The sequence below is a fragment of the Scleromatobacter humisilvae genome (genome assembly GCF_023231945.1).
Classification (GTDB): domain Bacteria; phylum Pseudomonadota; class Gammaproteobacteria; order Burkholderiales; family Burkholderiaceae_C; genus Scleromatobacter; species Scleromatobacter humisilvae.
Map to the genome: position 1 here is coordinate 150,408 of NZ_JAJLJH010000007.1, position 25,178 is coordinate 175,585.

26 protein-coding genes are annotated in these 25,178 nt (G+C 70.2%); 14 read left to right on the plus strand and 12 right to left on the minus strand.

Annotated features, from left to right (window positions below):
- Window positions 1-35: 35 nt before the first annotated feature.
- The gene (locus LPC04_RS20770) at window positions 36-503 is read left to right on the plus strand and encodes a TfoX/Sxy family protein (RefSeq protein ID WP_275684196.1); all 468 of its coding nucleotides are present in this window, start codon (window positions 36-38) and stop codon (window positions 501-503) included.
- Window positions 500-1,459: a LysR family transcriptional regulator gene (locus LPC04_RS20775; protein WP_275684197.1), complete on the plus strand. Its 960-nt coding sequence runs from the start codon at window positions 500-502 to the stop codon at window positions 1,457-1,459. The genes LPC04_RS20770 and LPC04_RS20775 overlap by 4 nt, the downstream gene beginning before the upstream one ends.
- Window positions 1,460-1,925: 466 nt before the next feature.
- On the opposite strand, the gene LPC04_RS20780 is transcribed toward LPC04_RS20775, so the two are convergent.
- The 6 genes from LPC04_RS20780 to argB form a co-directional block, all read right to left on the minus strand.
- A complete protein-coding gene (locus LPC04_RS20780; protein ID WP_275684198.1) occupies window positions 1,926-2,297 on the minus strand; it encodes a hypothetical protein in 372 nt (123 codons plus the stop codon).
- Between the two features lie 102 nt (window positions 2,298-2,399).
- Window positions 2,400-3,041, minus strand: a complete 642-nt coding sequence (locus LPC04_RS20785) for a dihydrofolate reductase family protein (RefSeq protein WP_275684199.1) — start codon at window positions 3,039-3,041, stop codon at window positions 2,400-2,402.
- 87 nt (window positions 3,042-3,128) lie between these two features.
- Window positions 3,129-3,818, minus strand: coding sequence for a nucleoid occlusion factor SlmA (gene slmA, locus LPC04_RS20790; protein WP_275684200.1), 690 nt, complete (start codon window positions 3,816-3,818; stop codon window positions 3,129-3,131).
- A gap of 252 nt (window positions 3,819-4,070) precedes the next feature.
- The gene (locus tag LPC04_RS20795) at window positions 4,071-4,742 is read right to left on the minus strand and encodes a pyrimidine 5'-nucleotidase (protein WP_275684201.1); all 672 of its coding nucleotides are present in this window, start codon (window positions 4,740-4,742) and stop codon (window positions 4,071-4,073) included.
- Between the two features lie 61 nt (window positions 4,743-4,803).
- Window positions 4,804-5,715, minus strand: coding sequence for a DMT family transporter (locus tag LPC04_RS20800; protein ID WP_275684202.1), 912 nt, complete (start codon window positions 5,713-5,715; stop codon window positions 4,804-4,806).
- A gap of 83 nt (window positions 5,716-5,798) precedes the next feature.
- Complete coding sequence (argB, locus tag LPC04_RS20805) at window positions 5,799-6,734, minus strand: acetylglutamate kinase (RefSeq protein WP_275684203.1); 936 nt, start codon at window positions 6,732-6,734, stop codon at window positions 5,799-5,801.
- Window positions 6,735-6,878: 144 nt separating this feature from the next.
- On the opposite strand from argB, the gene LPC04_RS20810 reads away from it, so the two are divergent.
- A complete protein-coding gene (locus LPC04_RS20810; RefSeq protein ID WP_275684204.1) occupies window positions 6,879-7,163 on the plus strand; it encodes a copper-binding protein in 285 nt (94 codons plus the stop codon).
- A gap of 117 nt (window positions 7,164-7,280) precedes the next feature.
- Here the strand turns inward: LPC04_RS20810 and LPC04_RS20815 are convergent, their stop codons facing one another.
- The gene (locus LPC04_RS20815) at window positions 7,281-9,290 is read right to left on the minus strand and encodes an SDR family oxidoreductase (RefSeq protein WP_275684205.1); all 2,010 of its coding nucleotides are present in this window, start codon (window positions 9,288-9,290) and stop codon (window positions 7,281-7,283) included.
- A gap of 256 nt (window positions 9,291-9,546) precedes the next feature.
- On the opposite strand from LPC04_RS20815, the gene LPC04_RS20820 reads away from it, so the two are divergent.
- A complete protein-coding gene (locus tag LPC04_RS20820) occupies window positions 9,547-10,125 on the plus strand; it encodes a phasin family protein (protein WP_275684206.1) in 579 nt (192 codons plus the stop codon).
- Between the two features lie 140 nt (window positions 10,126-10,265).
- Complete coding sequence (locus tag LPC04_RS20825) at window positions 10,266-10,637, plus strand: DoxX family protein (RefSeq protein ID WP_275684207.1); 372 nt, start codon at window positions 10,266-10,268, stop codon at window positions 10,635-10,637.
- Between the two features lie 37 nt (window positions 10,638-10,674).
- On the opposite strand, the gene LPC04_RS20830 is transcribed toward LPC04_RS20825, so the two are convergent.
- A complete protein-coding gene (locus tag LPC04_RS20830) occupies window positions 10,675-12,171 on the minus strand; it encodes a carboxypeptidase M32 (protein ID WP_275684208.1) in 1,497 nt (498 codons plus the stop codon).
- A gap of 107 nt (window positions 12,172-12,278) precedes the next feature.
- Window positions 12,279-12,803 (minus strand): YqaA family protein, encoded by a 525-nt coding sequence (locus LPC04_RS20835; protein WP_275684209.1) that lies wholly within the window; start codon window positions 12,801-12,803, stop codon window positions 12,279-12,281.
- A 194-nt stretch (window positions 12,804-12,997) separates the two neighbouring features.
- On the opposite strand from LPC04_RS20835, the gene dusB reads away from it, so the two are divergent.
- The 3 genes from dusB to purH are packed head-to-tail and all read left to right on the plus strand — an operon-like array spanning window position 12,998 to window position 15,924.
- A complete protein-coding gene (gene dusB, locus LPC04_RS20840; protein ID WP_275684210.1) occupies window positions 12,998-14,026 on the plus strand; it encodes a tRNA dihydrouridine synthase DusB in 1,029 nt (342 codons plus the stop codon).
- 18 nt (window positions 14,027-14,044) lie between these two features.
- Window positions 14,045-14,284 carry a helix-turn-helix domain-containing protein gene (locus tag LPC04_RS20845; RefSeq protein ID WP_275684211.1) on the plus strand — a complete coding sequence of 80 codons (240 nt, stop codon included), beginning with the start codon at window positions 14,045-14,047 and terminating at the stop codon, window positions 14,282-14,284.
- Window positions 14,285-14,337: 53 nt separating this feature from the next.
- Window positions 14,338-15,924 (plus strand): bifunctional phosphoribosylaminoimidazolecarboxamide formyltransferase/IMP cyclohydrolase, encoded by a 1,587-nt coding sequence (purH, locus tag LPC04_RS20850; RefSeq protein WP_275684212.1) that lies wholly within the window; start codon window positions 14,338-14,340, stop codon window positions 15,922-15,924.
- A gap of 54 nt (window positions 15,925-15,978) precedes the next feature.
- Here the strand turns inward: purH and LPC04_RS20855 are convergent, their stop codons facing one another.
- Together LPC04_RS20855 and LPC04_RS20860 are read right to left on the minus strand one after the other, a co-directional pair.
- Window positions 15,979-17,520 (minus strand): alpha/beta hydrolase family protein, encoded by a 1,542-nt coding sequence (locus LPC04_RS20855; RefSeq protein ID WP_275684213.1) that lies wholly within the window; start codon window positions 17,518-17,520, stop codon window positions 15,979-15,981.
- 91 nt (window positions 17,521-17,611) lie between these two features.
- Window positions 17,612-18,376 (minus strand): hypothetical protein, encoded by a 765-nt coding sequence (locus LPC04_RS20860; RefSeq protein ID WP_275684214.1) that lies wholly within the window; start codon window positions 18,374-18,376, stop codon window positions 17,612-17,614.
- Window positions 18,377-18,535: 159 nt separating this feature from the next.
- Here LPC04_RS20860 and LPC04_RS20865 point away from each other — a divergent pair, with 159 nt between their 5' ends.
- The 6 genes from LPC04_RS20865 (at window position 18,536) to LPC04_RS20890 (ending at window position 24,002) form a co-directional block, all read left to right on the plus strand.
- Window positions 18,536-19,783, plus strand: a complete 1,248-nt coding sequence (locus LPC04_RS20865; protein ID WP_275684215.1) for a sensor histidine kinase — start codon at window positions 18,536-18,538, stop codon at window positions 19,781-19,783.
- Window positions 19,780-20,415 (plus strand): response regulator, encoded by a 636-nt coding sequence (locus LPC04_RS20870; protein WP_275684216.1) that lies wholly within the window; start codon window positions 19,780-19,782, stop codon window positions 20,413-20,415. Before LPC04_RS20865 ends, LPC04_RS20870 begins: the two co-directional genes overlap by 4 nt.
- Window positions 20,416-20,417: 2 nt before the next feature.
- Window positions 20,418-21,182 carry a MipA/OmpV family protein gene (locus LPC04_RS20875; protein WP_275684217.1) on the plus strand — a complete coding sequence of 255 codons (765 nt, stop codon included), beginning with the start codon at window positions 20,418-20,420 and terminating at the stop codon, window positions 21,180-21,182.
- Window positions 21,183-21,236: 54 nt separating this feature from the next.
- Window positions 21,237-22,505 carry an SMP-30/gluconolactonase/LRE family protein gene (locus LPC04_RS20880; protein WP_275684218.1) on the plus strand — a complete coding sequence of 423 codons (1,269 nt, stop codon included), beginning with the start codon at window positions 21,237-21,239 and terminating at the stop codon, window positions 22,503-22,505.
- 61 nt (window positions 22,506-22,566) lie between these two features.
- Window positions 22,567-23,280, plus strand: coding sequence for a helix-turn-helix domain-containing protein (locus tag LPC04_RS20885; protein WP_275684219.1), 714 nt, complete (start codon window positions 22,567-22,569; stop codon window positions 23,278-23,280).
- Window positions 23,277-24,002, plus strand: coding sequence for a nuclear transport factor 2 family protein (locus LPC04_RS20890; protein WP_275684220.1), 726 nt, complete (start codon window positions 23,277-23,279; stop codon window positions 24,000-24,002). Before LPC04_RS20885 ends, LPC04_RS20890 begins: the two co-directional genes overlap by 4 nt.
- Here LPC04_RS20890 and LPC04_RS20895 read toward each other — a convergent pair.
- A complete protein-coding gene (locus LPC04_RS20895; RefSeq protein ID WP_275684221.1) occupies window positions 23,944-25,152 on the minus strand; it encodes an acyltransferase family protein in 1,209 nt (402 codons plus the stop codon). The two genes, LPC04_RS20890 and LPC04_RS20895, sit on opposite strands and share 59 nt — an antisense overlap.
- Window positions 25,153-25,178: the final 26 nt, after the last annotated feature.

Below are 25,178 nucleotides of genomic sequence, written 5' to 3' on the forward strand. Positions count from 1 at the left end.
GGCATCGTGCAAATCCGCCCCTTAAACTGCGGCCCATGAACGATTCGGGATTCGTCAGCCACTGCCTGGAGCTGCTGTCGCCGCTGGGGCGCACGTCGTCGCGCCGCATGTTCGGCGGCCATGCGCTCTACATCGACGACCTGTGCATGGCGTTGATCATCCAGGACACGCTCTACCTGAAGACGGACGACGCGAGCCGCCCGCTGTTCGAGCGCGCCGGCTGCCGGCCGTTCACCTACGCGGGCAAGCGCGACGAGGTGCACGTGATGAGCTACTACACGGCGCCGGAGGAGGCGATGGAGTCGCCGGCCGAGATGACGCCGTGGGCGCGCCGCGCGCTGGGCGCCGCGGTGGCGGCGCGCGCGAAGGCGCCGAAGAAGAAGGCCGCGGCCGCGAAGGCGCCCGCCAGCAAGGTCGCGGCGAAGAAGGTCGTCGCCAGGAAGGCGCCGGCCAGGAAGGCCGTGGCCAGCAAGCCGGCGGCGAAGAAGACTGCCAAGCCATGAACCTCGGCCGCCAGCGCCCGCTGGTCCTCGACCACCTGCGCAGCTTCGAGGCGGTGGCGCGGCGCGCCGGCTTCGGCGCCGCGGCCGAGGAGCTGCACGTCACGCAGTCGGCCGTCAGCCGCCAGATCAAGAGCCTGGAGGACGAGCTCGGCGCGCCGCTGTTCACGCGCGGCACGCGCCGCGTCGAGCTGACGCAGGCCGGCCAGCTGCTGCTGCGCGCGATCACGCCCGCGCTCGGCCGCATCGACAGCGCCGTGCGCCAGATCCGCCAGCTGCGCGGCCGCGCGCAGGTGAGCCTGTCGACGTTCCCGTCGTTCGCGTCGCTGTGGCTGCTGCCGCGCCTGCCCACCTTCGAGAAGGGCCAGCCCGCCATCGACATCCGCATCTCCGCCACCGACCGCCTGCTCGAGCTGGACGACCCCGACCACGACCTGGTGCTGCGCCAGATCCGCCCCGAGGACGCCCCGCCCGGCGCGATCCGCCTGTTCGGGGAAGTCTGCACGCCGGTGATCGGCGCCAGCCTGGCCGACGCGATCGCGCGCGGGGCCGCGCCCCCGCTGAAGTCGCCGAAGGATCTCGTCGACTGCACGCTGATCGAGATGGACGACGACCGCGCCAGCTCGGACGTGCTGGGCTGGCCGTTCTGGCTGCAGCAGCGCGGCCTGTCGCAGCTGGAACCGCGGCGCTGGATCAGCGTCAACTTCACGCACCAGCAGGTGCAGACGGCCCTCGCCGGCCAGGGCGTCGCCCTCGCCCGCCTGCCCCTGATCCACGAGGCGCTCGAACGCGGCGACCTGATCGAGCCCTTCGGCCGCGAGGGCCGCATGACCTCGCCATGGGCCTACTGGCAGATCAGCCTCAACAGCGCGCGGCCGCGGCCGGAGCTCGAGAGCTTCGTCGCGTGGCTGCACGAGGCGGCGCATGAGACGCGGGTGGCGATCGGGGAAGAAGGCTGAGCCTTTCGGGTGCGCGCTGCGCGCTTGCCCGTTCGCGATCCGTCGAAGCCTTCGAGATCGTCGGCCGAGGCCTTCGAAGCACGCCAATTGCGCGGCGAACCGGCGACAACGGGTCGCCGAAAGGGCAATTCCCCGATCGTCCAGGCGACGCCGAGTCGCCAAGAGGCTTCGATGCCTCGCGAACAGGCAATCTTCCCGTCCGGACACGGAATTTTCTCCCTCGCCGCAGCAATGGGGTCTGCGAGTGCGGGATCGATGCCGCTTCGGGCGGCAACTTGCCTGCTCCGGGGAGGAATTGGGCGTCCCGCAGTGTCAACTTCGGGGCGCAGGACGGCGCGCGGGAGCGCCAGCCAGGCAACACCGCGTCACGACCGCGCATCCCGTCGCATCGGCGAGGGGCTGATGGGCGGATGTCGACCCATCTGTGACATTCGAAGTGCGAATCTCGACGCCCGAAGGCGGTCGCTCAACCGCCGCTGAACCGCTTCTCGTACGCAGCGAGGTGCGCCGGAAATAGTTCGCTGTACACCAGGTAGGGTATGCCCAGTACCGTTGCCTCGACGTAGGGCTCATCACCCGGGTCTGCGTGATCTGAGTCGTCCAAGACACCGACCCCGGCGCAAGGTATCCACTCGCCGGCCGGAGTCTTCACCTTCAAAGCGAGCGCCGACTGGTCCGCGTGATTCGTCCGACACTCATGCCGGATCAGTTGATAGCCTTCGGTCGGGATGAACTTGCCAAACGCGACGCCCATGGGTGGATCGCCGAGTTCTAGTTCGGAATGCCCGACAAGGGTGTCGCCTGCGAAAACCGCAAAACTCATAACCACCTCGAACATGGGAAGCATTCAGCTAGGTATCCCGTCCGGCTGGAAGCTGTCGTTCCCCAAGGCCCGCTCATGGCCGATCTCGGTCCATCACGACGCCGCGCGCGAGTCGCTCTATTTCGACAAGACGACGTGCATCGCCCGCGCCGACGCGACATGCTCCGTGCACTTGAAGCCCAGCGCCGTCAGGTCGATGCCCGCCAGCAAGGCCTCGCCCTGTCCGAGCAGCGTGGGCGACAGCGCGAGGTGCAGTTCGTCGACCAGCCCGGCCTGCAGGTATTGACGCACGGTCTGCACGCCGCCGCCGATGCGGACGTCGCGGTCGCCGGCAGCCTTCTTCGCGGCGTCCAGCGCGGCATGGATGCCCTCGGTGACGAAGTGGAAGGTCGTGCCGCCCTGCATCTCGATGGGGCCACGCGCGTGGTGCGTCAGCACGAAGGTTGGCACGCGGTACGGCGGCTCGTCGCCCCACCAGCCCTTCCACGAGTCGTCGGGCCAGGGGCCGCGGACGGGGCCGAACATGTTGCGTCCGAGGATCCACGCGCCGACGTTGGCGAAGCTCCGCACCGCGAAGTCGTCGTCGATGCCGGTCTCCCCGTCGCCGCCGCCGTGCATCTGCTGGAAGGTGCGCGTCGGGAAGAACCAGTTCATCAGCGACGGGCCGCCGACGCCCAGCGGGTCGTCGATGCTTTGCCGCGGGCCGGCGCTGAAGCCGTCGATGGACAGGCCCAGGCAGGCCACCTTGACTTTGGACATGAGGCGTCTCCGTTCAGGTCGAGTCGGGATGATGCCTCGTGATGCGGCATCCCGCATCGGAACCGTCACCGACGGTTCGCGCCGAGCTCAGGTGAGCAGGCCCAACGCCATCTCGATCTGCTCGGTCGGGCTGCGCTTGAAGCCCGAGCGCGTGAAGCGCTGCAGGCGGCCGACGGCCAGCGCGGTCAGCGCGGAGGCGCGGCCGTTGGCGTCGACGGTGGGCGTCTGCGAGCCCGCGTGCTCGGCGGCGGCGCGCAGGCACTGGCGCAGCTGCGACTCGATCTTGTCGAAGAACTGGTTCATGCGCGCGGACAGGCGCTCGTTCTCGAACACCAGCGCGTCGCCGACCATCACGCGCGCCATGCCGGGGTTCTTCTCGCCGAACTGCAGCAGCATGAAGACGATGCGGCGGGCCTGCAGCGCCGGATCGGCGTCGCGTTCGGTGATCTGGTTGATCAGCGTGAAGATGCTCTGCTCGATGAACTCGATGAGCCCCTCGAACATCTGCGCCTTGCTGGCGAAATGGCGGTACAGCGCGGCCTCGCTGACCGACAGCTTGGCGGCCAGCGCGGCGGTGGTGATGCGGTCGGCGCCCGGCTCTTCGAGCATGGCGGCCAGCGTCTGCAGGATCTGCACGCGGCGTTCGCCGGGCTTCGGGCGCTTGCGCGCGGGCGCGGCGCCGTCAGGGGCGTTGGCGGATTCGGAGGCCGCGTCGGCACGGGCCTCGGGGGCCTCGTCCTCGTCGTTGACGTCCCGACCTGCTTGCGGTGATTGCATCGTGATCTCGGGCGCCGAGGCGCCGGAACCGGCAACGGCAGAAAAGGCGGTGGGAAGGTCTGGCATTGCTGTCAGCTGCCGAAGTGAGCAGGTCTGAACCTATTTTTGCACAGCACTGCCGCGCTGCCGCGTGCAGGTAAACACCAAGCAAAGTTTCCGTGAAGACCGCACACGGCGACGCCCGGATCGCCCGTGACAGGCGTGTGTCATTCGGGTTTGCACCAAGCCCGGCGGCCGGGCTCCCGGTGCGGCTCAGCCCAGGCTGCGCAAGGACTGGACGATGCGCACGCCGCTCGGATGCACGCTCCAGCGCCGCACCCGCGGACCGGCGTGCGCGCCGCGGCGGGCGAAGCGCTGCATCCACACCGGCTGCATGCCGACGCGGCGGGCGGCCAGCACGTTGTCCAGCGAGTCCTCCACCAGCACGCAGCGCGACGGATGCACGCCCAGACGCGCGGCGACCTGGCGCAGCATGCGGCGGTCGGGCTTGGGGCGCCAGTGGCCGAACATGCGCATGTCCTCGATGGACAGCACCTCGTCGAACAGCTGCACGATGCCGAGTGCACCCAGCACGCGCATCGCGTAGGCGCGCGGGGCGTTGGTGAGCACGATGCGGCGCCCGCGCAGGCGCGCGATCGCGGCCAGGTCGTGGCGGTGGCCGGTCACGCGCTGCTCCAGGCCGGGGAAGCGGTGCGTCTCGTGCAGGAAGTGCGCGGGGCTGACGTCGTGGTGGCGCACCAGGCCCAGCATCGTCGAGCCGTAGCGGCGCCAGTAGCGGTCCCGCAGCAGGTCGGCCTCGGCGGGCGTGACGCCCAGCGTGTCGACGACGTAGCTGCGCATCGTGTCGTTCATCTGCGCGAAGACCCAGGCGCCGGCGTCGTGCAGCGTGTTGTCGAGGTCGAACAGCCAGACGCGTCGAGTCACGAGGCTGCCCTCCGCCGGACGGCGGCGGTCCGGGCTGCCTTCGGAGCGGCCGGGCGTCCGCTCACGACGCCTCCCCTTTCGACAGGCCCCAGATGCCGCCCATCAACAGCAGCGCGCCCAGCCATTGCGCGGCGTGCAGGTGCTCGCCGAGGAAGGCCGCGGCGAGCAGCACCGCCGTCAACGGCTCGACCAGCGTGGCCACCGTCAGCGCCGTCGGGCTCAGCCGCGCGGCGCCCCAGCTGAAGGCGAGCAAGGCCAGCGCCGCGGTCACCATGCCGAGATACAGCAGCCAGGCCTCGGGCGTGGCCTCGTGCGGCAGCTGCAGCGGCCAGACCAGTCCGGACAGGCCCATCACCGCGGTGGCCGCGAGCGTCAGTGCGGTCGTCGCGGTGCCCGCGCCCCACTTCCGCGAGATCGCGGGACTCACCAGCGTGAAGCCCGCATACAGCAGCGCCGATCCGACCGACGCCGCGACGCCCCAGACCCAGTCGTCGACCGTCGCCCCCGGCCGCGCGCCGCCTTCCGCGCCGCCCCCGACGATCAGCAGCACCGTGCCCGCCAACGAGGCCGCGAGGATCGCCAGCAACGCGAGGCTCGCGCGCTGGCGCCCGCGCGCGAGCGCCCAGGCCGTCACGAACACCGGCGGCAGGCACAGCGCGATCAGCGTCGGGATGGCCGCGCCGATGTGGGCGATGCCGATGAACCACAGCAGCACGTATGACGCCATCACCGCGCCGGCGCCCAGCAGCGGCGCGCCCTCGCGCGCCAGCCGGCGCCACGGCATCGAACGACCGAACACGAGCAGCAGCGAGGCCGCGCCCAGCACGAAGCGCCAGAACGAGATGCTTTGCGGGTGGTAGCCGTGGCGCGCGACGAGCAGGTTCACGACCAGCGAGCCGGTGCCCCACAGGAACGCCGCGCCGCAAGCGGCGCCGAGACGCGCCCTTGTTGCTGTGTTGATCGAAGTGACCACGCGGGCCGTGCGACGGGCCGCTCCCTAGGAGGCCCGCGCTCCCCTCGGGGGAGTGGACGGCGTAGCCGCCGGACGAGGGGCCGTCATCTCGCGCGGATCATCGTCCCGTAGGCTTGATCCGTCAGGATTTCAAGCAGCATCGCGTGCGGCACGCGGCCGTCGATGATGTGCACGGCGTTGACGCCCGAGCGCGCGGCGTCGAGTGCGGACGCGATCTTGGGCAGCATGCCGCCGGAGATCGTGCCGTCGGCGAACAGATCGTCGATCTGGCGCGCGCTGAGGTCGGTCAGCAGCTTGCCCTGCTTGTCCAGCACGCCGGGCGTGTTGGTGAGCAGCACCAGCTTCTCGGCACCCAGCACCTCGGCCAGCTTGCCGGCGACGACGTCGGCGTTGATGTTGTAGCTGACGTTGCCCTCGCCGAAGCCGATGGGGCTGACGACCGGGATGAACTGGTCGTCCTGCAGCGCCTTGACCACCGCCGGGTCGATCGAGACGATGTCGCCCACCTGGCCGACGTCGTGCTCGATCTCGGGGTTGTCCTTGTCCTGCATCTTGAGCTTGCGCGCGCGGATCATGCCGCCGTCGAAGCCGGTGAGGCCGACGGCCTTGCCGCCGGCGGAGTTGATCAGGCCCACGATGTCCTGCTGCACCTCGCCGCCCAGCACCCACTCGACGACGTCCATCGTCTCCTGGTCGGTGACGCGCATGCCCTGGATGAACGTGCCCTTCTTGCCGAGCTTGGACAGCGCCGAGTCGATCTGCGGGCCGCCGCCGTGCACCACCACCGGGTTCAGGCCGACCAGCTTGAGCAGCACGACGTCTTCCGCGAAGTCCTGCTGCAGCGCCGGCTCGGTCATCGCGTTGCCGCCGTACTTGATGATGATCGTCTTGCCGTGGAACTTGCGGATGTAGGGCAGCGCCTGCGACAGGATCTCGGCCTTGTCGCGCGGCGCGATGTGCGAGAGATCGACCGGCGCGTGCGTCGGGTCGGCGGAGCTGGAGGCGGTGGGCGTGGTCATGGCCCGATTCTAGGGACCTTGCGCGACGGATGCATGTCGCCGAATGGTCGATTTTCGGCGGGTCCGCCGCGTGCCCGACAGCAAGGCGCTGTATTCCGGCAACCCGGCCTGCGCGTTATAGGGATACCAAGGACAATCGCCATCATGAAACGCCTCCTCGCCACCGTCGCCCTGCTCGCCGTCTCGCTCGCCGCTTCCGCCCAGGCCCTGGTGGCGGGCGAAGTCAAGAAGATCGACAAGCCGGCCGGCCGCATCACGCTCAAGCACGCCGAGATCAAGGTCTACGACATGCCCGGCATGACCGGCGCGTACAAGGTGCAGGATCCCGCCATGCTGGACAAGGTGCAGGTGGGCGATCGGGTGCAGTTCAGCCTCGATCGCATCAACTCGGTCTACACCATCACGAAAATAGAGCCCCTCGGTCGCTAGCGCTCCCTGCCCCCGAGGGGTCGTCCGCGAGCGGCCCGGCAGAGCCGGATCCGCCGCTCCCTTGACCTTCGGGCCACCGCTCGAGCGGCAGCGCCGGGAACGTTCGGCGCCGATCAATCAGAAGTGGATGCCCTTCATCATCTGCTGCATCGCCACCGCCTCGGCCGACAGCTTGGGCTTGCCGCCCTTGTCGCCGGACGCGGCCGACGAGTCGGGGAACATGCGGAATGTCGTGTTGCTGACGATCTGCGCGACGCGCGGCACGAACGCGTGCAGCACCTCGCCGAACACCCCCAGGCGCGTGGCGATGCGCACCGGCTTCTCGACGCAGGCCGACGCGATCATGTCGGCGGCCTCCTCGGGCGACAGCGTGGGCACGTTGTTGTAGATCTTGGTCGGCGCGATCATCGGCGTGCGCACCAGCGGCATGTTGATCGTCGTGAACGTGATGCCCACGTCGGCGAACTCACTCGACGCGCAGCGCGTCCACGCGTCCAGCGCGGCCTTGCTGGCGACGTAGGCCGAGAAGCGCGGCGCGTTGGTGAGCACGCCGATCGAGCTGATGTTGACGACGTGGCCCTTCTTCTTGGCCACCATGCCGGGCAGCAGGCCCATCGTCACGCGGATGCAGCCGAAGTAGTTCAGCTGCATCGTGCGCTCGAAGTCGTGGAAGCGGTCGTAGCTGGCCTCGATGGCGCGGCGGATCGAGCGGCCGGCATTGTTGATCAGGAAGTCGACGCCGCCCAGCGTCTCGTTGAGCCAGCCGATGAAGGCCTGCGTGGGCGCGTCGTCGGCGATGTCGACGGCGTAGGTGTGCACCTGCGCGTCGGCGCGGCCGCCGTTCTTCGCGAACTCGAGGATCTCCTTCTTCGCCTCGGCGAGCTTGTCCTCGTCGCGCGCGCAGATCACCGTGATCGCGCCCGCTTCGGCGAACTTGCACGCCGCGGCCAGGCCGATGCCCGATGAGCCGCCGGTGACCAGCACCACCTTGCCGGCGACCGTGCCCTTGAGGCTGTGGTCGATCTTGAGCGCCGGGTCGAGGTGGCGTTCCCAGTAGTCCCACAGCCGCCACGCGTAGTCCTTCAGCGGCGGGCAGGCGATGCCCGAGCCCTTGAGCGCCTTCTGCGCGTCGCGGTCGTCGAAGCGCGTCGGGTAGTTGACGAAGGTGAGCATGTCCTCGGGCAGGCCGAGATCCTTCATCACCGCGTTGCGAACGCGGCGCACGGGGGCGAGCGCCATCATGCTCTTCTTCACGCCGCGCGGGATGAAGCCCAGCAGCGCCGCGTTGACGAACACGTTCATCTTCGGCGCGTGCGCGGCCTTGGAGAAGATGGCCAGCACGTCGCCCACGCGCAGGCCTTCCGGGTCGACCAGGTGGAAGCACTGGCCGCTGCCCTCGAGCCTGGAGTGGCTGATGTGGTCGAGCGCGGCGACGACGAAGTCGACCGGCACGATGTTGATGCGTCCGCCCTCCAGCCCGATGGACGGCATCCACGGCGGCAGGATCTGGCGCATGCGCTGGATCAGCTTGAAGAAGTAGTACGGGCCATCGATCTTGTCCATCTCGCCGGTGGTCGAATCGCCGACGACCATCGCCGGGCGGTAGACCGTCCACGGCACCTTGCACTCGGTGCGCACGATCTTCTCCGACTCGTGCTTGGTGGCGAAGTACGGATGGTCGAGGTTCTCTGCCTCGTCGAACATGTCCTCGCGGAACACGCCTTCGTACAGGCCGGCGGCGGCGATCGACGACACGTGGTTGAAGCGCCCGGCGTCGATCGCCTTGGCGAATTCGACGGCGTTGCGCGTGCCCTCGACGTTGACCGCGACCTGCGATTCCTCGTCGGCCGACAGGTCGTAGACCGCGGCCAGGTGGTACATCTGGTCGATGGTGCCCTTGAGCGCCTTGACCTGGTCGGCCGCGACGCCCAGCTTCTTGCCGGTGAGGTCGCCCATCACCGGAATCGCGCGGCCCTTGGGCGCGCCCCAGTACGCGAGCAGGTCGGGCACCTTGGACTCGGAGCCGGGCCGCAGCAGGAAGTACACCGTCGAACCGCGGCGGGCCAGCAGGGCCTTGACGAGTCGCTTGCCGATGAAGCCGGTGGCCCCGGTCACGAAATACTGCATTCGGTGTCTCCTCTGATTTGGAACGGCTTCCAGCCGATTGGACGGCGTCTCGCGCCGATTGTGGGACATGGCCGAGCAGCGGCGCACGCGTGTTTGTCCGATGCAACGGCCGGCTCGGGCCGGGGCTTGACGCGGATAGAGCGGCTACCCTACGCAATTAGGTTTCGCGCTCCAGCGGCTGTCTCTATATTCCAGTCTCGACCACGTGGTGGTCATCTGCACGAACCTCCATTCAGGCAACAACAAGGATCACGTCATGGTCAAGAAGCTCTCCAAGATCGCCGCCAAGAAGGCCGCCTCCCCCGCCGGCCTGCTGGACAGCCAGCTCGCCAACTCCGTCAAGGATTCCGCCCAGCAGATCTGGCTGGCCGGCATGGGCGCGTTCGCCAAGGCCCAGGCCGAAGGCGGCAAGGTGTTCGACGCGCTGGTCAAGGAAGGCGTCAGCCTGCAGCGCAAGACGCAGGCCGTGGCCGAAGAGAAGCTGGGCGACGTCACCGGCAAGATGAGCTCGATGGCCTCCGAAGTCACCAGCAAGGCCGGCGCCTCGTGGGACAAGCTCGAGAACATCTTCGAGGAACGCACCGCCAAGGCCCTCGGCAAGCTGGGCGTGCCCACCGCCAAGGACGTGGCCGAGCTGCAGCGCCAGGTCGCCGAGCTGAGCGCCGCCGTCGCCAAGCTGGCGAAGTCGCCCAAGGCCGCGCCGGTCAAGGCCGCCGCCAAGGTGCCGGCCAGGAAGGCCGCTGCCAAGCCGGCCGCCAAGGCCCCGGCGAAGAAGGCCGCCGCCAAGCGCGCCCCGGCCAGGAAGGCCGCAGCGGACGCCACGACCACGGCCTGAGCGCCCGCCATCGCCGGCCGCGGCTCGTCCGCGGCCTCTGCGTCTTCTCGAAGGCGCCAGCGTCGCCGCTGGCGCCTTTGTCATTTGTGCAGCGACTTCGCCGGCGTTAACATCCCGCCGCAAGACGGGAGGGGACGGCGATGAACATCCTGCTGTGGGGGCTGCAGGCGCTCGGTGCGTTGATGTACGGCGCGTCGGGCTTGATGAAGGTCTTCATGTTCGACAAGGTCAGCGCGGACGTCCGATCCTTCGGCGCGCTGCCGCGCGACGTCTGGATGGCGCTGGGCGTGCTCGAACTGTTCTGCACGATCGGCCTGATCGTGCCGGGCGCGCTGCACTGGCAGCCCGCGCTCACGATCGTCGCCGCCGCGGCCCTGGCGCTCGAGAGCCTCGTGTTCATCTGGGTGCACCAGCAGTATCGCGAGGTCGGGCCGACCATCATGAGCAGCGCGCTGGGCGTCGTGATGGGGTTCGTCGCGGCCGGACGGGTGGCGCTGGAGCCGATCGTCTGAGCGGATCGGCGCCAGGCCAGCACCTGCGCCCTGGCCTTCAGCCCAGGTAGCGCTTCTCGAGGTGCGCCTTGAAGTGCGCCGGATTCAGCGTCTCGCCCGACGCCCGCACGGCGAGCTCGTCGGTCGTCCAGCGGCTGCCCTGCAGCCAGATGTTCTCGCGCAGCCAGTCGAAGACCGGCGCGAGGTTGCCGGCGGAGATCTGCGCATCGAGATCGGGCATCTGGCGGCGCATCGTGGCGAACCACTGCGCCGCGTACATCGCGCCCAGCGAATAGCACGCGAAGTAGCCGAACAGGCCCTCGGGCCAGTGGACGTCCTGCATCGGGCCGTCGCGGAAGTTGCCGCGCGTGTCGACGCCCAGCAGCGTCATCATCTGCTCGTCCCACAGCGCGGGGATGTCGTCGACCTCGTAGCGGCCCTCGATCAGGCCGCGCTCGATCTCGTAGCGCATGATGACGTGCGCCGGATAGGTGACCTCGTCGGCGTCGACGCGGATGAAGCCGGGCTGCACGCGCGTGAGCAGGCGCTGCAGGTTGGCGGTGGCCAGCGCCGGCTGGTCGCCGAAGGCGTCGCGGATCAGCGGCGCGATGTTGCCCAGGAAGCCGGGGTGGCAGCCCACCTGCATCTCGAACGCCAGGCTCTGGCTCTCGTGAAGGGCCATCGAGCGCGCCTCGGCCACCGGCTGGCCCAGCAGCTCGCGCGGCAGGTTCTGCTCGTAGCGACCGTGGCCCGTCTCGTGGATGGTGCCCATCAGGCTCTGCACGAACTCGTCGTCGCGGAAGCGCGTGGTCAGGCGCACGTCCTCGGGCACGCCGCCCGAGAACGGGTGCGAGCTGACGTCCAGCCGGCCGCCGTCGAAGTCGAACTGCAGCACGCGCATCACGCGCTCGCACAGCGCGCGCTGCGCGGCGCGGTCGAACGGGCCCTGGGGCGCGAGCGTGGTCTCGCTCGCCTGCCTGGCCGTGATGCGCGAGATCATTCCCGGCAGCCACTGCTTGACCTCGCCGAAGATGCGGTCGATCGTCGCGCCGCGCATGCCGGGCTCGAAGCGGTCGATCAGCGCGTCGTACGGCGACAGGCCGCTCCTGTCGGCGAGATGGCGCGCCTCCTCGCGGCCGACCTCCAGCACCGACTTCAGGTTGGCCGCGAAGCCGGCCCAGTCGTTGGCCTTGCGCTGCGTGCGCCACGCGTACTCGCAGCGCGATGTGGCGAGCGCGCGGCGCTCCACCAGTTCGGCGGGCAGCGCGTTGGCGGCGAACCAGTTGCGCTCGATCTCGCGCAGGTTGGCGCGCTGCGCGTCGCTGAGCGCCTCGTCCTTCGCGCGCGCCAGGTGATCCTTCAGCGCCGGATCGGTGCGCATGCCGTGCGTCAGCATCGCGATCTCGGCGAGCGCCTGGCCGCGCGCGGTGTTGCCCTTGGGCGGCATGTTGGCGGCCTGGTCCCAGCTCGCCATGCTTTGCAGGTGCCCGAGGCGATAAAGGCGCAGCCAGGTGGCGGTGAGCGCGTCGTAGGACGGCGTGGCGGTCGTTGTCATTCTCGTTCCCTGAGGTCGAAAGCCGATGCTTGCTGCGGACATTCTCGCCGCGGTCAGGATGCTCGCCGCCTCCCCATTTGCCCGGTATCCCCCTCACGGGTGACGGCTCAGGCGGGGACGTGGATGCCGTGCCGTTCGAGCCACGGCCGCAGCACCGGCGCGAACCACAGCAGCGCGGTCGTGTAGACCAGGTAGCGCAGGAACTTGCCGATCGCCATGTAGCCGACGCAGGGCCAGAACGGCAGTTGCAGCCAGCCGGCGACGGCGCACAGCGGATCGCCGACCACCGGCAGCCAGCTGAGCAGGCAGGCGCGCGTGCCGTAGCGCTCGAGCAGCGAGCGCGCGCGCCGGCTGGCCGGGCCGGGTGGTTTTCTGTGGGCGAGGCCCTCGTAGGCGCGCTCGGCGCCGTAACCGGTGGCCCAGCTGATCGCGCCGCCGATGGTGTTGCCGATGGTCGCGACGAGGATGGCCCACCACATCAGCGACGGATTGAGCAGCACCAGCCCGGCCAGCGCGGGCTCGGAGCCGAGCGGCAGCAGCGTGGCCGACACCAGCGACACGACGAACAGCGTCAGCAGTCCGTACTGCGGCAGCGAGAGCCAGGCGATGACGCCGGCGAACCATTGATCCATGCGATCGCATTGTGCGCGAGCGCCGTCCGCCGGCCGCCCGGGCGTGCGGATTCGCACGCGCCCGGCGTGTCCACGCGACGGACGCGCGGGCGCGATCCCGGTATACTTCTGCCTCGTTTTGCAGCACCCGTGCCGTGCCCGACGCCGCTCGACAGCAGGCCCGCTGCCCCACCGCTTCCCCCGACACCCACCCCATGCACATTGGCGCGATCGAGCTGCCGAATGCCTTGTTCGTCGCCCCCATGGCCGGGGTGACGGATCGGCCATTCCGCATGTTGTGCAAGCGGCTGGGCGCGGGCTACGCAGTCAGCGAGATGGTGACGTCGCGCAAGGATCTCTGGCACACGCTCAAGACGTCGCGCCGCGCCAACCACGACGGCGAGACGGCGCCGATCTCGGTGCAGATCGCCGGCACCGACGCGCAGATGATGGCCGACGCCGCGCGCTACAACATCGACCGCGGCGCCCAGATCATCGACATCAACATGGGCTGCCCGGCCAAGAAGGTCTGCAACAAGTGGGCCGGCTCGGCGCTGATGCAGGACGAGCCGCTGGCGCTCGAGATCGTCGAGGCCGTGGTCGCCGCGTGCGCGCCGGCCGACGTGCCCGTCACGCTGAAGATGCGCACCGGCTGGTGCGACACCGAGCGCAACGCGCTGCGCATCGCGCGCGCGGCCGAGAGCGCCGGCGTCGCGATGGTCACCGTGCACGGCCGCACGCGCGAGCAGGGCTACAAGGGCTTCGCCGAGTACGACACCATCGCCGCCGTCAAGGCCGCGCTGCGCATCCCGGTCGTGGCCAACGGGGACATCGACTCGCCCGCCAAGGCCGCCGCGGTGCTGGCGCACACCAGGGCCGATGCGCTGATGGTCGGACGCGCGGCGCAGGGTCGTCCGTGGATCTTCCGCGAGATCGATCACTATCTGGCGACGGGCGAGCTGCTCGCGCCGCCGGCCACGCGCGACGTCGCGCGCTGGCTCACCGAACATCTGCACGACCACTACGGCCTCTACGGCGAGGAGCTGGGCGTGCGGACGGCCCGCAAGCACATTGGCTGGGCCGTCCACGCGCTACCGGGGGGTTCCGAGTTCCGCGCGGTGATGAACACGCATGCCGACTGCAGGACGCAGATGGCCGGCGTGATGGACTACTTCGACCAGTTGGCCGATCGCTACAAGCTGTGGCCCGCTGCGAACGAAGAGCTGCTTGAACAAGAAGCGTAGAAAAAGACTGCCAAGAGCATGAGCAAAAAACAGATCGAAGCCTGCGTCCGGGAGACGCTGGAACAGTATTTCAAGGACCTGCACGGCGTCGAGCCCCACTCGATGCACGAGATGTTCCTCAGCACGGTGGAAAAGCCGTTGCTCGACGTCGTGCTTCGTCACGCCGACGGCAACCAGAGCAAGGCCGCCGAGTGGCTGGGCATCAACCGCAACACCTTGCGCCGCAAGCTGCTCGAGCACAAGCTCGTCGACCAGTGACCGCGCGCTGACGCCCGCCGCCCCTCAAGAATTTATTTTTCCAAGAACGCACCATGTCCCTCACCGCCCTGCTCTCCGTGTCCGACAAGACCGGCATCGTCGACTTCGCACGCACGCTGCATGAAAGCGGCGTCAAGCTGCTGTCCACCGGCGGCACGGCCAAGCTGCTGGCCGAGAATGGGCTGCCCGTGACCGAGGTCTCGGAGATCACCGGCTTTCCCGAGATGCTCGACGGCCGCGTGAAGACGCTGCACCCGCGCGTGCACGGCGGCCTGCTGGCGCGCCGCGACGTGCCCGAGCACATGGCCGCGCTCAAGGAACACGGCATCGGCACGATCGACCTGCTGATCATCAACCTGTACCCGTTCGCCAAGGCCACCGCGAATCCGAATTGCACGCTGGAGGACGCGATCGAGAACATCGACATCGGCGGCCCCGCGATGCTGCGCGCCGCGGCCAAGAACTGGCAGGACGTCGCCGTCGTCATCGATCCGTCCGACTACCCGCAGGTCATCGCCGAACTGAAGTCTGCAGACGGCCTGCAGAAGAAGACCAAGTTCGCGCTCGCCAAGAAGGTGTTCGCGCACACGGCTGCCTACGACGGCATGATCACCAACTACCTGACGGCGCTGGAAGACGGCGCCGAGGGCCACGGCCACGCCGTGCCCAGGCGCGGCGACTGGCCCGCCACCTTCACGCTCCAGCTCACCAAGGTGCAGGACATGCGCTACGGCGAGAACCCGCACCAGGGCGCCGCGTTCTACCGCGACGCGCAGCCCGCGCCGGGCACGCTGGCCGGCTGGCACCAGCTGCAGGGCAAGGAGCTGTCGTTCAACAACATCGCCGACTCCGACGCCGCGTGGGAGTGCGTCAAGACCTTCGACGTGCCGGCCTGCGTGATCGTCAAGCACGCCAACCCGTGCGGCGTGGCGATCGGCGCGACCGTCGCCGAGGCCTACGGCAAGGCCTTCAAGACCGACCCGACCTCGGCCTTCGGCGGCATCATCGCCTTCAACCGCACGCTGGACGGCGCGGCCGCCGAGGCCGTCGTGCGCCAGTTCGTCGAGGTCGTGATCGCGCCGTCGGTCACGCCCGAGGCGCGCACCATCTTCGCGGCCAAGCAGAACGTGCGGGTGCTCGAGGTCGCGCTGCCGGAAGGCGCGCACGCGATGAACGCGGTCGACATGAAGCGCGTCGGCGGCGGCGTGCTGCTGCAGTCCTCGGACGCGCGCAACGTCGCGCCGTCGGAGCTGAAGATCGTCACCAAGGTGCAGCCGACGGCGCAGCAGATGACCGACCTGATGTTCGCGTGGAAGGTCGCCAAGTTCGTCAAGAGCAACGCCATCGTGTTCTGCGCCAACGGCATGACGATGGGCGTGGGCGCGGGCCAGATGAGCCGCATCGACTCGGCGCGCATCGCCGGCATCAAGGCGGGCAACGCCGGTCTCACGCTCAAGGGCACGGCCGTCGCCAGCGACGCCTTCTTCCCGTTCCGCGACGGCCTGGACGTCGTCTGCGACGCCGGCGCCACCTGCGTCATCCAGCCGGGCGGCTCCATGCGCGACGAGGAAGTGATCCACGCCGCCGACGAACGCGGCATCGCGATGGTGCTGACGGGCACGCGCCACTTCCGCCACTGATCGCGACCGACCCGCGACGACAGGCCCGCCACGCGCGGGCCTTTTTCATGGCGGCTACTGGAACGTCTTGAAGAAGTCGCGCGCAGCGACGCCACAGGCCGCCTGCGCCAGGAAGTGGTAGTTGTCGGTGCTCGACGGATCGCCGCCGGCGGCGATCACGGCGTTGCGCGCCGAGACGAAGGCTGCCTTGGCGGCCGTCCACGGGTCGCCCGCGGTGGCTGCGCTGTCGACGTCCAGCGGCGCGAGCAGGCTCGAGCCCGCGCCGTGGTTCTGGAAGTAGGCGTAGGTGAGGGTCGTGTTCGCGAAATCCACTTCGGTGTCGCCGTGGCCGCCGCACATCAGCAGCGGCACGGTGGGGGCGAAGGTGCGCAGGTCGTTCCTGTGCCAGGCCTTGCGCACCGGGTTGGCCGGCGTGCAGGCCAGCGGTTCGGTGGTCGACGTGGCCGGGCAGGGATTGGCGGCGGCGTCGGCGATCGCCGCCTGCAGGAACGAGGTCTTGATCAGGCTCTGGTCCGGCGCCCCGAACAAGGCCTGCCGGGCCGGGCTCAGCGCCGCGACGCCGGGCTCGTCGTTGGCCAGCAGGAAGGCCGGCAACCTGCCTTGCGCGACCAGCGTCGCGGCGGGCGTGTCGTTGGGCCCGATGGTCTCCATGGTCGGTGCGTAGCCGGCCGGATAGATCTCCGTCGGCGATTGGTAGAGATCGCCGTCGGCCTTCTGCCAGGCGGTGAACTGCATCGCGTACTTGAGGATGTCGTCGGGGACGACGTCGCTGATGCTCAGGAGTGCGCCCGGCGTGCCGACCAGGGCCTCGTAGCCCATGCTCTCGGCGTAGTTGCCGCTGCTCGGCGCCGCCGCCGTCACCGCGATGCCGGCCTGCTGCATCGCGCGCAGCGTGGCCATCGTGACGTAGCCGCCCTCGGAATGTCCCGTGAGGAACAGCTTGCCGTTGTCCGTCACCGGATGCTGCAGCTTGGCGAACGACTTGCGGGCCGCGGCCAGCGCGTCGATCATGTCCTTGGACTCCTGGTCGGCGATGTGGTGCGAGTGGTAGTTCAGCGTGGAGGTGTCGTAGCCGGCGTAGTTCGGCGCGATCACGATCCAGCCCTGCGCCACGAACAGCGCCGCGATCTCGATGCTCGTGACGCCGTAGGGCGCCTGCGGCGTGAGGGCGGTCATGTCGACGCCGTGGACCTCCGAGCTGCCGTGCGCGTACATCATGAGCGGCCGGCTGCCGGTGCACGCGGGGTCGCTGCCCGTGGGCACCATCAGCGCGCCCGACGCGGTCGTCTTCTCGCCCGCGGCGCCCACCGTCGCGTACTCGAAGTGGTGCACGTCGATGCCGCACCTGGGCGCGCCGGCGACACCGGCCAGCTGCGTGCCGAGGACGCCGAACGTCGCCACCTGGGCGGTCACGCCGGACGTGTCGAGCGAGAGCACGCGCGGTGGCGGGTTGACGATCAGCGAGCCGCGCACGCCGGAGTTGTCCGTCACCGGCGGCGCGGCCGAGGCGGTGGACGACGAGTCGCCGCCGCATCCACTCAGGTTGGTGGTCAGGAGCGCCGCGACGATCGCGGTCAGGGCACGTGTCAGGGTCATGGTCTTCCAGCGGGTCAGGGTCGCGCCAATCGCGACGTCGGCCGATTCTGGAAGTCGGCCCTGCTGGCCGCATGTGCCGAAAGATAGACGGCTATTCGTACAGCGTGCCGATCGCCATCGGCGGCGTGCGCGGGATCAGCTGGCCCTTCGCGGGCAGGTCGGCGAAGCGATAGACGACGACGCTGTAGAGACCCATCGAGCCGTCCTCGAACGGCGTGAGCTCGGCCGGCAGCAGCGCGCGGGTCGAACCATCGGCGCCATGGAAGTCGACCGCCGCCGCCGCGTCGCCGCGCGGATAGACGAACTTCACGCCGGCGCACTTCTTGAAGAACAGGCGCGCGCGATAGCCCGAGGCGCGCTGCGCGTCGATCAGCTGCTCGCAGGCCTCGCGCAAGGTCGCGGCCTCGTAGACGCCATCGGCGCGCGGCTTGATCGTGTAGCGGCCGGCGAAGTAATAAAGTCCCTTGGGACGGTTCAGGCGGATCACCGCGTCCTCGTCGTAGGCCTCCTTGAGCTGCGGGATGTCGGCCAGGCCCATCGCGTCGACGGGGATCTCCAGCCGCGTCTTCGCGCCGGAGATGCTGAGCCGCAGCCCCGACAGCGGCGCATCGGGCGCGACCGGGCGCACCTGCATCTGCGCCTGGATCAGCGGACGCGTGCGCGTGAAGCGCTCGAAGAACGCGGCGGCACCGTACGCGCGGCGATAGCTGCCCCACTCGGGATCGAGCGCGCCCTGGACCTGCACCTCCTGCGACGCCGCGGCCTCGGGCGCCGGGGCAGCCGCCTGCAACGGCGGCAGTCCGGCCAGCGCCAGCGCGGCACCCGCCATCAGCTTCCCGACTGTGTTCGATCCCATGCCTGGCGCGTGTCCCGTTCGATTGGCGTGGCGGCGATTCTAGGGACGGCCCGGAAGCGCGCCAGCGGCTTTGTACCCATGACTTCCGGCACATCCGTCACGCAAGACCGCGCCCCTACAATCGCCTGCCCGCAACGGGATCCACCAGCAACGAGGCGCATGCCGAACCGGTTCCGCAACAATCCCATCGCCTCGATCGGTCTCGCCTGCTGCGCGGTGCTGAGCGTGTTCACGATCCTGGTGCTCTGGATGAACGGGCCCACCGGCGACGAGATGAACGCGCCGATCGGCGTGGCGATCGCGGCCGTCGCGCGGCATTTCACCGCGGCGCCGTCGTTCCAGAACGCCGGCTCGGATCGCGCGGATCTCGTCGCCACGCTGCACCTCGCCGTCGACATCCCGCTGCTGCTCGCGTTCGTCGCGCTGTTCTGGCGCGCCACCTTCAGCCCGGCGCGGCTCTCGCGCCCCGCGCTCGCGGCGCTGCTGCTCGCGCAGCTCGCGATCGGCGTCCTCGTCGATTCGACCTTCCTGTTCCTGCTGGCCGCCGAACTCGCGCTCGTCGTGCCGCTGCGCAGCGCGTTGAAATGGCTCGCGCTGCAGATCGCGCTGACGCTGCTGGTGCGCCTGTTCACCGGCTGGTTCGAGGGCGAGCACGACTCCGAGATCGTGCGCCGCATGCTGGGCCTGGGCGTGGAGATCGGCTTCTACTTCCTGGCCTTCGGCATGGCCTGCATCGCCGTGCTCGAGCAGCGCGCGCGCACGCGGCTGTCAGCCGCCAACGCCGAATTGAACGCGATGCAGGCCATGCTCGGCGACACGGTGCGCGCCTCGGAGCGCCTGCGCATCGCGCGCGACCTGCACGACCACGTCGGCCATCACCTGACCGCGCTCAACCTGCACCTCGACCTCGCGCAGCGCCAGGCCGACGGCCGCGTGCGCGAGCTGGTGGACATCTCGCGCGAGTTGTCGCAGGCGCTGCTGGCCGAAGTGCGGCGCGTGGTCGTGCACGAGCGCGACGACCGCCCCATCGCGCTGGCACAGGCGCTCGCCACGCTGTGCGCGGGCGTGCCGCGCCCGGCGGTGCGGCTGACGCTCGAGGAGCCGCTGGCCATCGCGTCGCCGTCGACCGCGCACACGATCTTCCGCTGCGTGCAGGAGGGCCTGAGCAACGCGATCCGGCACGCCGATGCGACGCTGGTCGAGGTCTCGGTGCAATGCGGTGTCGACGAGATCGTGGTGCGCGTCAGCGACGACGGCAGCGGCCTGCGCGGCCGGCCCGAGGGCAGCGGACTGCGCGGCATGCGCGAGCGGCTCGCGTCGGCCAACGGCACGCTCGTCGCGGCCGACCGCTCGCCGCGCGGCTTCGCGCTCGAGGCGCGGCTGCCATCGGCCGGAGCGGCGCGATGATCCGCGTCGTGCTGGTCGACGACCAGACCCTCGTGCGCAGCGGCATCCGCGGACTGCTCGACCTGACGCCCGACATCCGCGTCGTCGCCGAGGCCGCCGACGGCGTCGAGGCCGTGGCCGCGATCGCGCAGTCGCAACCCGACGCCGTGCTGCTGGACGTGCGCATGCCCACCTGCTCGGGCGTCGACCTGCTGCGCCGCCACGGCGCCACGCTGCCGCCCACGATCATGCTGACGACCTTCGACGACGACGAGGCCCTGTTCGACTGCATGCGGCTCGGCGCGCGCGGCTTCCTGCTGAAGGACATCTCGCTGGAGCGCCTGGCCGACGGCCTCCGCCGCGTCGTCGCGGGCCAGACGCTGTTCCGCCCCGGGCTCACGGAGCGCACGCGCTCGTCGTTCGAACACGCCGCGCCCGCCGACCGCGCGCCCGACGCGCACGAGCTGCTGACGGCACGCGAGACCGAGGTGCTCGCGCTCATCGCGGGCGGCTTCAACAACGCCGAGATCGCGCTCGCGCTGGGCCCCAGCGAAGGCACGATCAAGAACCACGTCTCCAGCATCCTGTCCAAGCTGGGGGTACGCGACCGCGTCAAGGCGGTGCTGCGCGGGCTCGAGCTGGGGTGCATCTGACGATGCGTTTCCGCGCCGCGCCGGTCGCCCTCGCGTTGCTCGTCGCGGCCGCGTCCGTGCGGGCCCAGAGCACCATGATGATGATGCCCGAAGGGTCGAAGGACCTCTACGTCGGCGTCGTGCTGGCCGATGTCGCGGCCAGCGAGGGCAGCAGCGCGCGCCGCCTGGTCGCGGTGCCGACCGCGTCGGGCCTGTGGAGCAACGGCGTGTTCGCGCGCATCGGCGCGGTCGGCTGGGACGCCACCGACGACCCGACGATGGACTACGGCCCGATCGTCACCTACGGCATCCGCTCGAAGCGTTCGGACGATGCCGGGCACGAGAGCAGCCTGGACATCGAGGGCGGCGGGTTCTGGAACTTCATGTTCACGCGTGAAGTCCAGTTCGGCTCGCAGCTGCTGTACGGCGGCGGCGCCGACGGCCAGGGGCTGCAGCTCAGGCTGGGCGCCGACGTCTCGTACCGGCTGGGCTCGCACGACTCGCTGACGCTGAGCCCCGGCGTCACGCTGGCCGACGGCAGCTTCATGCGCTCGACCTACGGCATCACCGCGGCGCAGGCGAAGCTCGACGGCGTGCCGGCCTACGACGCGAAGGCCGGCGTGCGCAACGTGCACCTGGACATCGACTGGAACTCCGAGCTGAGCACCAAGTTCACGCTCGACACCGGCGTCTCGCTCAGCCGGCTGGCGGGTAGTGCGGCGCACAGCCCGCTCATCGCGCGGCGCGACGACGCCACGCTGTTCCTCGCGCTGACCTACCACCTCTGAGCGCGGGAATGCACCGGATTGCACGCGACGTGCATCCGCGTGACGATGCGCCCCATGACGTCCCTTCGCCTCGTGCTGTGTGCCGCGCTCGCGTGGCCGGCGATCCTGCCCGCGGCCGACGCCGACTGGCACGCGCTCAACCACCAGGCCGCGCTGCAGGCCAAGGCGCATGACTACGCCGGCCTGCACGACACGTTGACCCAGCTCGCGCCGGCGATGCCCGGCAGCCCGACCGTCGTCTACAACCTGGCGGCCAGCGCCGCCAGGCTGGGCCAGGCCGACGAGTCGCTCGCGGCTCTGGCGCGGCTGGCCGATGCGGGGCTGTCGTACGACGTCGCGGCCGACGACGACTTCGCGGCACTCGCCGACCGCGCCGAATTCGGCGCGCTGCGCGAGCGCTTCGCGCACAACCGGCAGGCGATCGGCACATCCACGCGGCTGCTGGCGCTGGCCGGCGCCGACACGCTGCCCGAGTCGCTCGCGTGGGACGCGCGGACGAAGCGTCTGTTCGTCAGCGACGTGCGGCATTGCGAGATCCGCGTCGTCGGCGATCCGGCGCACGCGCCGTCGCCAGATCGCCGCTTCGCGCGGCTGCCGGCCTCGGTGTTCGCGCTGGGCATCGACGCGAAGCGCCAGCGCCTGTGGGCCAGCATCGCGACGGTGGCGCAGGCCGCCGGCTGCGGCGAAGGCTCGCCCGCCGCGGAGCGCACCGCGCTTCTGGCGCTGGACCTGCGCACGGGCCGCATGCTGCAACGCGTCGAGGCCGGCCTGCCCGGCGTGCTGGGCGACATGCTGGTGGCCGACGACGGCACGGTCTACATCACCGAGAGCGTGCACGGCGCCGTGCTGCGGCTGAGCCCCGGCGCGCGCGCGTTCGAGCGCCTGGACGTGCCCGGCGACTTCGTCTCGCCGCAGACGCCCGCGCTGTCCGCCGACGGCCGCACGCTGCTCGTGCCCGACTACGCGCGCGGCCTCGCGACGCTCGCGCTCGACGGCTGCCCGTGCGCGGCGCGCTGGCCCGCGAACGGCGCGGGCGTGTTCACGGCGGGCATCGACGGCCTGGTGCGCGACGGCACGACGCTCATCGCGGTGCAGAACGGCACGCTGCCGCCGCGCATCGTCCGCCTCTCCGACGACCTGCAGCGCCAGCAAGTGCTCGAGTCGGGCACGCCCGGGTTCGGCGAGCCGACGCACGCCCTCGTCGTCGGACGCTCGCTGTGGTTCATCGCCGACGTCGGCTGGGATCGCTTCGAGGAGTCCGGCAAGCGCAAGGCGGACGCGCCGCCGTCGCATGCCGAGCTGCGCGCGATCGCGCTGCCCTGATTGCCGACGTCAATTGCGTTCAAGACCGCCGCCGGGCGCCGCGCTACGCTGAGGACTTCGCATGAACGACCCCGCCGCCATCCACCTGCGCACCGTCGCGCCCGGCCTCGAACGCCTGGAGCGCGCGGGCTGGCTGCCGCGCCATCGCCATCGCGACGCCTATGCGCTGATCGCGGTCGACGGCGTCTTCGAGCAGGTGAGCTACGCGGGCCGCGTGCTCGCGCGACCCGGCGACCTGCTGGTGCAACCGACGCTCGACTGCCACGCGAACCGCAGCCTGAGCGCGCACGTGCGCGTGCTGCGCCTGCCCTGGCGCTTCGAGCCGGGCACGGGCGGCGTGCATGCGTTGCGCGACCTCGACGCCGTGGTGCGCGCGGCGCAGCGCGGTCCGGACGAGGCGCTCGCCTTGATCGAACGCGAGCTTGCAGGCCGGGCACCGCGTGCCGCGCGCCACGACGATTGGGAAGACGAGCTCGCCCGACAGATCGTCGACGGCCGCGTCAGCGAGTTGCGCGATTGGGCGCGGGCGAACGCGCTCGCGCCGGAGACCGTGTCGCGCGGCTTCGGCCGCCGCTTCGGCGTGACGCCATCGCGCTTCCGCCTCGAATGGCGCACGCGCGCCGCCTGCCTGCGCCTCGCGTCACGCGCGGGCGCGCTGCGCGACATCGCCGCCGAGACCGGCTTCGCCGACCAGGCGCACATGTCGCGCTGCGTGCTGGAGATGACCGGCGCGACGCCCGGCCGCTGGCGCGCCGCCTCGCGAGGACATCCATGATCCGACCCATCGCGCTGGCCTTGCTGGCCTGCCTGTCGACGCCCGTCGCCGCCGCGGAAAGCGCCGCCGAGACCGAGCAGGCGCTCAAGGCCGCCACGCAGCAACTGCTGGACGCGATCGCGCCCGGCGAGGTCGCGGTGTGGGATCGCTGGCTCGATCCGGCCGTGCTGCAGGTCGACGAGAACGACGTCGTGCGCGGCAAGGCCGAGATCCTGAAGGAGCTGCAGCCGCTGCCCAAGGGCCTTGTCGGCCACCTGAAGATCGCCGAGTTCCGCCTGGCGCTGGCCGGCGATGTGGCCGTCGTCACGCACGAGGACGCCGAGGACCTGGACTACTTCGGCCAGATGCTGCTCAGCCGCTTCCGCATGACCGATACCTGGCACCGTACCTCGCAAGGCTGGCGCCTGCTCGGCTCGCAGGTGTTGGCGGTGCACCAGGATCCGCCGGCGGCGCCGCTGGACGCCGCGACGCTGTGCGGCTACGCCGGACGCTACGTGCTGACGCCGGAGATCTCGGTGGCCGCGCGCTGCGAAGGCGACCATCTCGTGTTCGTGCGCGCGGGCCGCCCCGATCGCGTCTTCCGCCCGGAGTTGAAGGACCAGTTCTTCGAGCCGGGCCAGCCGCGCACGCGCCGCCTGTTCCAGCGCGACGCCGGCGGCGCGATCACGGGCTTTGTCGATCGGCGAGAAGAGCGCGATATCCGCTGGACGCGGGCGCCCTGACCGGCGTCGCCGCCTTCGGCGCGAGGCCGAACAGCGGCCGCATCCAGCCCACGCGGCGCACGATCTCGAAGCTCGCGAAGCAGATCGCCACCGTCGCGGCGACCAGCAGCGGGCCTTCGACCAGCGGACGCAACCCGAGCGGCTTCATGAAGTGCGCGAGCAGCACGATGGCCGTCTGGTGCACGATGTAGAACGGAAAGATCGCCTCGGTCAGGTAGCGCCGCGCGCGCGAGTCGGCCGGGTTCCACTGGCGCGCGAAGCCGAGCGCGGCCACGATGGCGCACCACTGGTCGAGCGAATAGAAGACGCGCTGGGCCTGGCGCAGCCAGTCCAGCGACTGGAGTTCGTCGTAGCGGACGTTCCAGGTCTCGACGACGGCATAGCCGGCCAGCGCCAGCGCGAGCGCGATCCAGCGCTGGCGGCGGATCTCCTCCCACACGCCGGTCTCGCGCGCCAGCAGCAGGCCCAGCGCGAAGACGCTGAAGTACTGGGCGTGCATGTACCAGTCGTCGACCAGCATGTGGGTGTCGGGGAAGCGCGCCACCAGCGCGATGCGCAGGGCCGCGAGCCACGCCACCGGCAGCGCGATCAGCCAGGGCCCGCGCAGGCGCTTCGCGACGGCCGCGCCCAGGCGGTCGATGTGGCGCTGCGGGATCGCCCACCAGGCGAGGGCCGCCGCCATCGTGTAGCACCACAGGTAGGCGACGAACCACAGGTGGTTGTACGTCGGGATGCGCAGGCAGTCCTCGCGGCAGAAGCCGCCGTAGCCGCTCGCGTACAGCGACATGAAGTGCAGATACCCGTCGTGGTACCCGACCGCCTCGGTCACCTCGGCCCAGGATTGCGGCGGCACGATCAGCCACACGCCGACCGCCAGCGGGATCAGCAGGCGTTGGGTGCGCGAGCGAACGAAGCCGGTCGACGACTTCGCGTGCAGGAACGCGGTCGCACAGCCGGAGACGAAGAACAGCAGGCTCAGCCGCCATGGCGAGCTGAGCATCATCAGCGGCTCGATCGTGTGCGAGGCGAACGGCGACTTCACGTGCCAGCCCCAGGTTACGTAGTACATGCCCACGTGGAAGAAGATCAGAACGCCGAAGGCGAGGATGCGCACCCAGTCGAGGTCGATGCGGCGGTCGGAGGAAGCCATGATGCGCGTCGCGAAGTGGAGATGCG

Bases quoted from the DNA above. Each gene is read 5' to 3' on its own strand.
- LPC04_RS20810 (WP_275684204.1), top strand. From the start codon at position 6,879: ATGAAACGCCTCCTCGCCACCGTCGCCCTGCTCGCCGTCTCGCTCGCC.
- LPC04_RS20830 (WP_275684208.1), bottom strand. From the start codon at position 12,171: ATGACAACGACCGCCACGCCGTCCTACGACGCGCTCACCGCCACCTGG.
- argB (WP_275684203.1), bottom strand. From the start codon at position 6,734: ATGACCACGCCCACCGCCTCCAGCTCCGCCGACCCGACGCACGCGCCG.
- slmA (WP_275684200.1), bottom strand. From the start codon at position 3,818: ATGCAATCACCGCAAGCAGGTCGGGACGTCAACGACGAGGACGAGGCC.
- LPC04_RS20880 (WP_275684218.1), top strand. From the start codon at position 21,237: ATGACGTCCCTTCGCCTCGTGCTGTGTGCCGCGCTCGCGTGGCCGGCG.
- LPC04_RS20775 (WP_275684197.1), top strand. From the start codon at position 500: ATGAACCTCGGCCGCCAGCGCCCGCTGGTCCTCGACCACCTGCGCAGC.
- LPC04_RS20855 (WP_275684213.1), bottom strand. From the start codon at position 17,520: ATGACCCTGACACGTGCCCTGACCGCGATCGTCGCGGCGCTCCTGACC.
- LPC04_RS20865 (WP_275684215.1), top strand. From the start codon at position 18,536: ATGCCGAACCGGTTCCGCAACAATCCCATCGCCTCGATCGGTCTCGCC.
- LPC04_RS20820 (WP_275684206.1), top strand. From the start codon at position 9,547: ATGGTCAAGAAGCTCTCCAAGATCGCCGCCAAGAAGGCCGCCTCCCCC.
- LPC04_RS20835 (WP_275684209.1), bottom strand. From the start codon at position 12,803: ATGGATCAATGGTTCGCCGGCGTCATCGCCTGGCTCTCGCTGCCGCAG.
- LPC04_RS20815 (WP_275684205.1), bottom strand. From the start codon at position 9,290: ATGCAGTATTTCGTGACCGGGGCCACCGGCTTCATCGGCAAGCGACTC.
- LPC04_RS20860 (WP_275684214.1), bottom strand. From the start codon at position 18,376: ATGGGATCGAACACAGTCGGGAAGCTGATGGCGGGTGCCGCGCTGGCG.
- LPC04_RS20870 (WP_275684216.1), top strand. From the start codon at position 19,780: ATGATCCGCGTCGTGCTGGTCGACGACCAGACCCTCGTGCGCAGCGGC.
- LPC04_RS20875 (WP_275684217.1), top strand. From the start codon at position 20,418: ATGCGTTTCCGCGCCGCGCCGGTCGCCCTCGCGTTGCTCGTCGCGGCC.
- LPC04_RS20785 (WP_275684199.1), bottom strand. From the start codon at position 3,041: ATGTCCAAAGTCAAGGTGGCCTGCCTGGGCCTGTCCATCGACGGCTTC.
- dusB (WP_275684210.1), top strand. From the start codon at position 12,998: ATGCACATTGGCGCGATCGAGCTGCCGAATGCCTTGTTCGTCGCCCCC.
- LPC04_RS20885 (WP_275684219.1), top strand. From the start codon at position 22,567: ATGAACGACCCCGCCGCCATCCACCTGCGCACCGTCGCGCCCGGCCTC.
- LPC04_RS20770 (WP_275684196.1), top strand. From the start codon at position 36: ATGAACGATTCGGGATTCGTCAGCCACTGCCTGGAGCTGCTGTCGCCG.
- LPC04_RS20895 (WP_275684221.1), bottom strand. From the start codon at position 25,152: ATGGCTTCCTCCGACCGCCGCATCGACCTCGACTGGGTGCGCATCCTC.
- LPC04_RS20825 (WP_275684207.1), top strand. From the start codon at position 10,266: ATGAACATCCTGCTGTGGGGGCTGCAGGCGCTCGGTGCGTTGATGTAC.
- purH (WP_275684212.1), top strand. From the start codon at position 14,338: ATGTCCCTCACCGCCCTGCTCTCCGTGTCCGACAAGACCGGCATCGTC.
- LPC04_RS20890 (WP_275684220.1), top strand. From the start codon at position 23,277: ATGATCCGACCCATCGCGCTGGCCTTGCTGGCCTGCCTGTCGACGCCC.
- LPC04_RS20780 (WP_275684198.1), bottom strand. From the start codon at position 2,297: ATGTTCGAGGTGGTTATGAGTTTTGCGGTTTTCGCAGGCGACACCCTT.
- LPC04_RS20845 (WP_275684211.1), top strand. From the start codon at position 14,045: ATGAGCAAAAAACAGATCGAAGCCTGCGTCCGGGAGACGCTGGAACAG.